Source organism: Martelella sp. (assembly GCF_984369615.1).
The window spans coordinates 1-9,875 of record NZ_CFHTCS010000152.1; the positions used below are offsets into that span (position 1 = coordinate 1).

The following is a 9,875-nucleotide window of genomic DNA, read 5'->3' on the forward strand; positions in this document are numbered from 1 at the left end:
GGACGCACCAGCATTGGCCGCATAACTTAAACCAAACGGTCGCCGGCAAACCCGGGGCGGTTCACCACGATCCGTTTCAGTTTCGCATTCTCATCTTCCAAAGCCTTCAGCCGGCGCATCTCGTCGGGCAGCAGACCTGCGTACTTTTTCTTCCAGTTGAAATAGGTCGCCTGGCTGATCCCGGCCTTGCGGCAAATCTCCGCCACAGGCGCACCCTCATCCCCCTGCTTCAGAATAAACGCCTTCTGGGCGTCTGAAAACTTCGATGCCTTCATCTCTTCCACTCCTTCTCCCAGCCAGGAAAATACCGCGGAATACTCCAACATCAAACGATCCAGTTTTCAGGGCGCAGAGCACTGCCCGACGAGATGCGCCGGCTAAAGGTGCAGAGTTTGAGATCCATGCGCTCTCTCGGCAAGCCTCTATTTTTCAAATGGAACGAAAAGCGATGCAACGTTTCTTTCAAAAAGCTCTTTCGAGCAGTCGCATGCGACCGCCAATAGTGCTTTTTCACGGATGTGGGACCAAACTTCCTTGCCCGTATAGAGACTTACGCATTTATCAGCGAAGTCTTTTGCCGTTGAGGCTGCGAGAATTTCGCTATCGGGAATGAAGCCGACCTGAGAGGCGATCAAATCTGTGGCAACAACAGGCAAGCCGAAGCTGGCAGCCTCATGAACCTTTGCGGGGATGCCAGCCGCAAAACGTGTAGGTGCTATGAATACGCGGTTCTCATTGTAGACGTGCGAAAGGTCAGGGACCATTCCAAGCAGCCGGACACGCTCGGATGCAATCCGTTCGAGATCCTCAGACTGCACACGCCCCGCCACGTTCAGCTTCCAATCTGTGCCAAGCTTCTGATCTAAGAGCGGCATTACCTCTTCCACAAACCAGACAAGAGAATCGACATTCGGCGAAGCCTCTCGTGTGCCATCGAGAGCGCCGACGAAAAGCAGGTCCGATCGCTCCTCGAAACTCGCCGTGGAGGGCTTGGCGTCCACCATGTGACCGATCACTTGAATAGGCGCTGAAACACGTGAGCTGATGAGTTTCTTTTCGCGCTCGCAAACCGTAACGACAGCAGAGGCTCCCTTCATCAAGCCAATCTCCTGTTCATAGGCGGCACGGTAATCCTTTTCTTCGAAAGGATTTTCGAAAAGCGCCCGACGAATCTTCTCTCTTTCGACGAAAAGCGCCTCTGCATCATAGATGAGCTTGAGGCGGGAAAGAAACGCGCGACCGCACACCTCCTGAACGCGCGCCATGTTGCCGGGCCGGCTCACAAAAACAGCATCGAATTCTTCCGCGCGCTCCCTCAGAAAGCCAGAAAGCCCCGGCTCGCCGAGTTCGGCAGCGACCTCTATGTCTGGTCCGAAGTCAGACCAGAATTCATCAACATCCAGGCCCGGAAAATACAACGGGTAGAATGTGACATCCCACCCAAGAGCGGAGACCGCTTTGACCAAATCCCGCGCGCGAGGATAGCCAGCTCCCAGGTTGCGGTAGGGCACGCGGTCGTCAATCATCAAAACACGCTTCTTGCGAAGCGAATCCAATGCCGCGCGCGGGCCGATCTCATGAGACGGATGGTTTTTCAGGGCAGTGGCATGCTGAGCCAGAAAAAACTTGTGATTCCTCTCCTGCAGGTCGATCGCCTGCTGGCGAACCGTCGCGCTGCCGAACTCGTAATGCTCGATCGCAATTCGCGGATCATAGATGACCTTGTACCCGGCTGCGCGGATTTTCATGCAGAGATCTGTTTCCTCGTAGTATGCAGGGGCGTATCGCTCATCAAACCCGCCCAACTCCAAGTAGAGAGAGCGTCGCAGCATCATGAAAGCGCCAGAGCAGTAGTGCACTTCACGCCGGAACTGAAAGGCGGGCGAATTCGGGTTCTGTCCGCGTCCGTATCCTACGCATGTACCATCCGACCAGATAACGCTGCCTGCTTCCTGCAAGGATCCATCCGGCAGGATTATCTTCGCCCCAACAACTCCGGTCCCGGGGTCTTCAAAATTCGCTGTGGCGATCTCAAGACAGTCGCTAGGCAACACGGTGTCGTTGTTCACTAACAACAGAAATTCACCCTGAGCCAAAGCGGCGCCGCGCCGGGAACCGCGCAAGAAATGCTCGTTCTCGTCGTTCAGCACAATTTTGGCGCCATCGACACGGGAAAGCAGCTCACGCGTTCGGTCCGTCGAAGCATTGTCAACGATGATCACTTCAGCCGGAACTGTCATGGCCTGCCGAAGCGAAAGAAGGAACGGGTAGGTCAGTTCAGCGCTGTTGAACAAAACAACCACGATAGAAACAAGGGGCTTCTCGGTAGAGGGTAGCTCGATGCGTTTATCCGTCTCAAGAAATGTGTTGAGCTCAACAGTCTTCTTTGTCTTGAAATGGGCCTTTTGAAACTGGGCTCTCTGCACTTGGCTGCCGTAGCCTTGACGCTCGCTGGGGGGCAGAAGGAACGATCTCTTCTCAGACAAAGCTTGCAGCAACTCATCACGCGTGGTGATCGACTTATCTTTGCGAGCTTGCGGTGAAACAAAATTCCACCCGAAGCCGGCCACCTCTGCCGAAAGAAACGGCATTCGCTCGATCGCATGCGCCAGGGTTCCATCAGTCTGACCTGCTTCCGGTTCAAAGTCAGCGAACTCCAGGCCGATGTCGAGGATGGCAGCCAGAGCCGCTGACCGCGCCCAATAGATTGAGCCAGCCGGAAAAGCGCAAGGCATATCCTGCATCAACGTAACACCCATTTTCGCCGCCAACTCCGAGCTCCGCTCGAAATTGTCAATCCAATTCACATAAGGCTCATTATGCGGGTGATAGGTCGGAGCTAACACTCCAAGTGTCTCATCGGCCTCAAATGCGGAAAGAATGCTGTCAACAATTTCTGGAGATCCGATTGTTGATGCCATCATCCTATCCAGCCAATCAGCCAATTCGGGGGTATGACCTGACCGCTTCGTGTGAATGTGGAAAACATAGTCAAATTTTAATATGTCTTTTCGAAAATTCACAAAGAATGGAGCTATATCACGGCCTATATTCGGCGTTATATCAACTCTAGCATTACCCCTGTTCCAGTATGTAATCCTGTTTAGAATCTTTCTTTTCTTTTCCTCACTATCAGTTGATATAAATGTTTCAAAAGACCATTTAATATTCGAGACAAAAGAAATTATGCGATCGAAATCCTCAACATAGTAAACATGAATAAAAACAGCGATTCGCTTCCCCGTGACGGGAAGTTTTTCACGATAAACAAAAGGCAAGCCGACAGAGGGCGTGTCGACGGCTCGATTGACTATCGTTGTCGCAGACGGCAAACCCGCTAAGGCGCTAGGAACAGCGTGCTGCTTCCGGTAATTTCTTCGCTTGCGACGATTGAAGGGATGTTTGATAAGCGCGGCACGACGAAGCCTCGATTTCTCGCTTTCTATACGGGCGTTGTCCGCCTGCTGAAAAACGGCTGAGGTAGACGACCCGCCCGCAAGGCGCGAGCGTAGCTTCAATTTTCTTCTATCCCGGTACTGCTTACGTTTCTTCTTGCTCAGAGGGTGCAACAGCAAGGCACGCCAACGAAAGGAGCGTTTCCTCCTTGCCCAGACAACTGCGAAAGCCCGATCGACGACGTCCAGAACGGCGGCATCTTTTTGTTTCTCGGCTAAACTGGCGCTGGCTTGAGCTGCTTCCAGCTCGCGCCTGTGTTGCTCTACCGTCTCAAGTAAAGCTTTGCGCTCGCTTTCAACCTCAAGTCGGACAGAGTGTTCTTGAGCAAACGCCTCGTCTTGCGCCGACAAATCTCCTTTGAGCGCGGCTAGCTCAGCTGCGATTGTCGCCTTGCTTTGCTCCAGGCTGTGAATAGTCCCCTCAAGACCCTGATTTCTTTCCTTCTGAGCAGTCAACTCGGCACTTACAGCCGGATAGTTTACGATCGCGTCCTCAACTGAGGCCAGATCGAAATAGACGCTGTTCGGCAACGCAGGCAGTTCTGCATCCGAGACGGCGGCCACACAATAGACAGACCTGGCCAGCCCTGCGCTAGCCTCGAATCGATCTTCGCTTCGGCGATCAAAGCTGACCAATTTCTGGTCCTTATGCCCCCGGTCGCACACGATCACGGACCCGAGAACCGCCCTCTGTCCGAAGAGCGCGACGTTTTGAAATCGAGGCGTCAGAAGGCCGTGGAATTCATCCTGGGTCAGTTCGCGGACATGATGCGGATTGGGTGGAGTGCCAAATCCGGAATAAGTATCACGGTTCGGCGAACTGATGAGTGCGAAGCCGCCGGGACGTAGAACGCGCTTGATCTCAGCCAGGAATTTTTCCTGATCATAAAAGTGCTCAATCGTTTCAAAGGAGATAACGCAATCAACGCCGCTCGCGTCGACGGGTATTTCTTCTGCTTTTCCCGCCCGATACTCCAGGTTCTCCGCATGATAGTTATTCTTGGCGTGCTTGACCGACTCTTCATCAACCTCAACGCCAACGACCGAACGCGCCACCTGGGCAAGCAATGCGGAGCCGTAGCCTTCGCCGGACGCGATATCGAGAACATCCAACCCTCGACATAGTTCCCGCGCCAGGAAATATCGATGCAAGTGCTCGAGTTCAACCTGCCCTGAAACCTTGGGTGTGAAACGCTCCCCAGTCCAGTCGAGAGAGGTCTTGGCCGACGGCCTTTGAAATAGTTCACCCATGTTCATCTTTCCGTTTTGATTATTGGCCGAATCTTCGATCGATCAACCAAAGGCTCGCGCACGGCCTTGAGGCACCTGCCGATATATTTCAACCGTGTGGCGTCGCTGATCGGCAACGACTTTGCCCCCTTGTGACCCGTGGATAATGCTGACCGCATTCCATCGCTGATGCTTAGCAAATATCCAGTGTTCTTTTGAACGAACATCATGCTGAAGATCAACTGCGAATTTCTGGGCTGAGCCGAAGTTCTTCAACACATCCAGATTGACTGGCGGAAATACGTGGCCTCCGCATTCCACCCACCGGCCAACTCTAACGAAAGCAGAGCCATAGCCTCCGCGCTTTCAGAAAGAGATGGCCGCATCAAAAGTCACACGAAAGCGAAACAGCGCGAACGTTTCAGTTCACATTCACCACAATACATCCCAGATCTGTGTAAACTGAACCCCTTGCAGGCCATTTCGGTTTTGACGCAGATTGCACAAGCAATTCTTCCTTTTTTCCGGGTTCGGCCGGAATGAACCTGTTATCCACGAGCCGGAAAATCCACTCCTTGGACCAGGGCGTGGCCCGGGCTGTGCCGGCAAAACCGCGCGGCCCTGCTGATGTCGGCGTATTGAAGTTGACCGCTATGCATATCGAGGATTCGCTCGCCATGGCGCTATCCTGAAGCACATCGTCTATCCTTGAAATGATCCTGTTCACGGCAAGCAGATCCTGTTGCGACGCAAGCGCGTTATCAAAAGAAAGCTTTGCAACCTGCCAGCCGCTGATCAACACAAACGCAAAGCCCAATACCAAAGAGGATTGCGCCAGCAGAACCTTGCCACCGCCTTCCCTCTCAGGCGATGCCAATATCCATTGGTGGATGGGATAAATCAGGTAAATCGCGTGAACGAAAGAGAATGCAATAAGCGACCTGGTGCTGAAGGTATCAGCTGGAGATGCAAATGCGAGGAAATAGGGCGCTACCACTAGCACTAAATTAAAAACCAGGAAGAGCGCCAATGAAGATACACTTCTACGATTTCTGGATATTAAAAAACAAAATATATAGAACAAGAAAGAAACAGTTAATACGACCCGATATATATCCGAAAAATACGGATCCACCTTTCCGGAATTGAATGGAACAGACTGATTCAAGAATAAATCAATTATCCGATCGAAACTCTTCAACGCCTGTATAAAATCTATGCTACTGCGACCACCCAACGGAACCCCTGAAATATAAGGGGATATCTTTGTGGTCACAACATAAAGTGCGGAAGAAGCAACAACGATAGCAGCATAGTATATTGCGCGACGAATTATGTCTCGCGCACCTACATCGCCGATCTGGAAAATCAACGCCCCAACAAATAGAACGACTGCGACTTCGATTGTTGGCTGGTAAAAAGCAGGCGCCAGTCCCAGCAACACCGTGGCGGGCAACCATTTCGCCCTGGTGACCGCAAGATAAACCCCACAAACCGAGAGAAAAACGCCGAATGTGAAGGCGACCCATGTAAGCTGATACGAAAACAACTGGCCATAATAAAGGGAAACTGCGGAAAACAGCGTGAAAAACAGCATCACAGCGACGGATTTGATGCCCAAGACCCGGGCACCGACCATGCCTGTCAGCATCATGAGCACCACTGCCAGTCCGAGCGAGAACAAGCCGCCCGGATTGTCACCCTGCACCACATGGAAGATAAGGTAAAGACCCCAACGCCCCTGGCTGAGATAGGTCAGCGAATCGTTTGATACAGACTGAATCTGGATCACGTCGTCCGCATTGAAATTCATGTAGTAGGCATGTCCGCCATAAGTCAGCAGACAAATTGCAAAGATGCAGCCCGCCAGAAACCTGTTATTCTCCGGATGGAACAAAGGCTCAAAAATACTCTTCTTCATGGAAGTCTGCTATCCGTTCGCCGTGGTTCTACCAAGGCGTTATATCTTCTCATCAATGATAAAACGAGGCCGGCGTTTTACCTCGAGATATATCTTGCCCACATATTCGCCGATGATCCCCATGCAGAAGATTTGAAGGCCGCCGAGCCACAACAGCGGCAGCACAATTGAAGCCCACCCTGGAACCGTGCTATCGGCGATGAACAGCCGCTCCATCAGAAACCAGAAGGCAAGCAGCATCGAGATCAAGAACACGGAGATGCCCAGGGCCGCTACGAAGCGCAGCGGCGCGGCGGAAAATGATGTCACGCCGTTGACGGCAAGCGACAGCATTTTCTTCAGGGTATATTTGGTTTCGCCGTGCTCACGCGATTGACGGTCATATTCGATGATCTGTGATTTGAAGCCCAGATTGGGTATGATGCCCCGGAGAAACAGGTTTGTCTCTTCGTGTGCGAGAAGCGCCTTCAGCGCCTTCTGCGACATAAGCCTGAAGTCTGCATGATCGGGCACAATCTGCGCGCCCATCAGCCTCATCAGCGCATAATATCCCCTCGCCGTGTTCTTCTTGAAAAAACGGTCCTCGCCGCGCGAGCGACGCACGCCAAGCGCCAGATCGGCACCGGCTTGATATGCCTTGAGCATCTCGGAAATCGCGTTGATATCATCCTGAAGATCGCTGTCTATCGTCAGCACGACATCGGCGTCAGCAATCGAAAGACCCGCCAGCATGGCATTCTGATGGCCGTAATTGCGGCTAAGCTTCACACCGCTGGCACCCGCCGATTGTGTAAACGCTTCAATTTGCGACCATGTCCGGTCTGAGCTACCATCATCAACGAGGATGATCCTGAAACGCTCCAGCCCAAGGTCTTCGCGAGACAACAGATTTTTGAGGAAGTCATTGAGGACCGGTATCGTGTGGGGAAGGTTTTCTTCCTCATTGTAGCATGGAATCACGACATCAAGGGAATAATGATCAGCCATCTTTTTCGAATATCCAGAATTTCATGATCAGGAAGAAGCATACATTATAGACCAACATCGCGATGGCCTGCGATACCATTTCCGGCAGATCGCCTTGGTGCGTCAGCGCGAGCAGCGCAACGAGGTTGATGCCATATGCCAAGGCAAAGCCCGCCAGAAAGCGGTACACCGCCTTCCTTCCATTCGTCGACGTAAAGGTAAATCGGCCGTTGAAGAAAAAACTGTTCGCCAGCCCGCAGGCATACCCTATCACGTTGGATGTCACGGGCGAGAAACCGAGATAGCTCAGAAGCGCGATGACGATAAACGTGATGAGCGTGTTCATCACACCCACAAGTCCGTACTTTAATAGTTGCTCAACAACCAGCGGCATCGTCGCAACCGTCCCTTTCCAACTTCTTGTCGGCGCACCATTAGCGAGCCTTGGCGTTTGTGTCACGCGTGACCTCACCTCTTGCGTCCCGTCTAATTTGAGAGGTTGCGGGTTGGTGCTGAAAGTTGGTTGGCCTCCGTGGCCGATTTTGCATAGCCGATCCAACGTCGGTTGGTCAAACGGATAGATCGGTGGGACATCTATGTCAGAAAGTCCTGAAACTTGCTGACAGATCCGCGTGCCCCACCTCCCTCTAACTAACTGAATTAATAGGAAATATCCACTCCGCGTCTGGACGCCACTTCTTTTGTCTCGTTGCTGTGATTTCCGCCGTCCGTTTGGCGGACGGGTTCTCTGCGGCCGTGCGTTCTTTCGCGGTGGAGGGAACGCGGCCGGCTTCGGTGCGTTTCCGTGGGGAAGGCGGCAGCGGAGCGCTGTCGCGCCAAACCAGCAACAGCGACAGGAGGATGCCATGCCTGCCATCAATCAGTCCAGAATTTTGATCACGGCCACCCATGGATATGAGCGCTCGGAACTGCGGGTGCCGCTGGACGAGTTGAAGAAGCGCGGCGCCGCGGTCACCGTGGCCTCGCTGGAAAAGGGCCCGGTCAAGAGCTGGGACGAAAAGGACTGGGGCGACAGCGTCGAGGCTGAACTGGCGCTCGAGGACGTCTCGGTCGCTGATTATGACGCGATCGTGCTGCCCGGCGGCCAGATCAATCCGGATGTGCTGCGCACTTCGGAAAAAGCCGTTTCGATCGTCAGGGAATTCGTCTCGTCGGGGCGCGTCGTCGCCGCCATCTGCCACGGCCCGTGGCTTCTGGTCGAGGCCGACGTTCTTAGAGGCCGCGACGCCACGTCCTACCACTCGATCCAGACCGACATGAGGAATGCCGGGGCCAACTGGACGGACAGCGCGGTCGTCACCGACAACGGCATCGTTACCTCGCGTTCGCCGAAGGATCTCGAAGCCTTTGTCGCCAAGATCGTCGAGGAGGTCGAGGAAGGCCGCCATGATCGCCGCGCGGCGTAAGCTCGCACGGCAGATCCACACTATCTATTTGTTTTGGCGCAGTTTCGCTTGACGTCAGATGTCTCGATATGACTGCAAGGTACTCTATATCGCCGTCCGGCCTTGAACAGGGTCGGGCGGCATTTTTCTTTGCCTGGCGTCATCCCATTTTGTCTTGCGATCCTCAAACCGTGCCTGGCTGGATTATGGGGGTTCTCAGAACAGGGGTGGCGGGCTATCTTCCGCATAGTTTTGATGTGTTTGTCAGGACATGAGCCCTCGTCGCCGGATGCCGGGACCGGATCGTGGTCCGGGCGAGCCGCTTCGCTGAAACCATGGCCAAGACCATCGCATGATCTCCAGAAAAATCTTCATCTCGGTCGTCTATTTCAAACCGGCTCCGCTGGTAAAGACCGCGTATCTCACCCCGATCCAGGCCGGCCGGGCGCTCGGGCGGTTTCATGTCGAGGGCGCGATCGGGGACGATACCGGCGAGAACAATTCACGCGAGAACCTGTTCTGGAGCGAGCTGACCGCGCTTTACTGGATGCGCCACAATGTGGAGGCCGAATATTACGGTCAGATGCACTATCGCAGGCTCCTTGCCTTTGCCGAGAAGAAGCCGCGCGGCCTTTCATTCGAAGAGATTTCCGATGAAACCTATGAGAAATATGGGTGGCGCGACGACCTGATCGAGAAAGCCTGTGAGAGCGTGGATATCCTGACGCCGCCGGCGCGAACGCTCTATGTTCCGGGCCTGCCGGATGTGATTATGACCGCTTCGGATTTCTTTGCGCATCAACACCATGCAGGGGACATGGCCGTGCTGGAGGATATCGTCAAGGAGCGCGCACCGCACATCTATCCCTATCTCGTGCAGATCCTGACCGGACGAAA

At 53.7% G+C, this 9,875-nt stretch carries 6 protein-coding genes and 1 pseudogene; 2 read left to right on the forward strand and 5 right to left on the reverse strand.

Translation table 11 applies throughout. The features are described from left to right. Positions 1-59 precede the first annotated feature (59 nt). The 5 genes and pseudogenes from AC5DC2_RS13060 to AC5DC2_RS13080 form a co-directional block, all read right to left on the reverse strand. Positions 60-275: pseudogene (locus AC5DC2_RS13060) on the reverse strand (transposase); the annotation flags it as partial. Positions 276-422: 147 nt separating this feature from the next. Next, positions 423-4,706, reverse strand: coding sequence for a rhamnan synthesis F family protein (locus AC5DC2_RS13065; RefSeq protein WP_491698790.1), 4,284 nt, complete (start codon positions 4,704-4,706; stop codon positions 423-425). A gap of 400 nt (positions 4,707-5,106) precedes the next feature. Then, positions 5,107-6,606, reverse strand: a complete 1,500-nt coding sequence (locus AC5DC2_RS13070; RefSeq protein ID WP_491698791.1) for a glucosyltransferase domain-containing protein — start codon at positions 6,604-6,606, stop codon at positions 5,107-5,109. A 39-nt stretch (positions 6,607-6,645) separates the two neighbouring features. Continuing rightward, a complete protein-coding gene (locus AC5DC2_RS13075) occupies positions 6,646-7,593 on the reverse strand; it encodes a glycosyltransferase family 2 protein (protein WP_491698792.1) in 948 nt (315 codons plus the stop codon). Continuing rightward, positions 7,586-8,032, reverse strand: coding sequence for a GtrA family protein (locus AC5DC2_RS13080; protein WP_491698793.1), 447 nt, complete (start codon positions 8,030-8,032; stop codon positions 7,586-7,588). The genes AC5DC2_RS13075 and AC5DC2_RS13080 overlap by 8 nt, the downstream gene beginning before the upstream one ends. Before the next feature lie 406 nt (positions 8,033-8,438). Between AC5DC2_RS13080 and AC5DC2_RS13085 the strand changes: the two genes are divergently transcribed. Continuing rightward, a complete protein-coding gene (locus AC5DC2_RS13085; protein WP_491698794.1) occupies positions 8,439-8,999 on the forward strand; it encodes a type 1 glutamine amidotransferase domain-containing protein in 561 nt (186 codons plus the stop codon). 331 nt (positions 9,000-9,330) lie between these two features. Then, positions 9,331-9,875, forward strand: a 545-nt coding sequence (locus AC5DC2_RS13090) for a DUF4422 domain-containing protein (RefSeq protein WP_491698795.1), incomplete at its 3' end; no start/stop codon positions are given.

Bases quoted from the DNA above. Each gene is read 5' to 3' on its own strand.
- AC5DC2_RS13065 (WP_491698790.1), bottom strand. From the start codon at position 4,706: ATGGGTGAACTATTTCAAAGGCCGTCGGCCAAGACCTCTCTCGACTGG.
- AC5DC2_RS13075 (WP_491698792.1), bottom strand. From the start codon at position 7,593: ATGGCTGATCATTATTCCCTTGATGTCGTGATTCCATGCTACAATGAG.
- AC5DC2_RS13085 (WP_491698794.1), top strand. From the start codon at position 8,439: ATGCCTGCCATCAATCAGTCCAGAATTTTGATCACGGCCACCCATGGA.
- AC5DC2_RS13070 (WP_491698791.1), bottom strand. From the start codon at position 6,606: ATGAAGAAGAGTATTTTTGAGCCTTTGTTCCATCCGGAGAATAACAGG.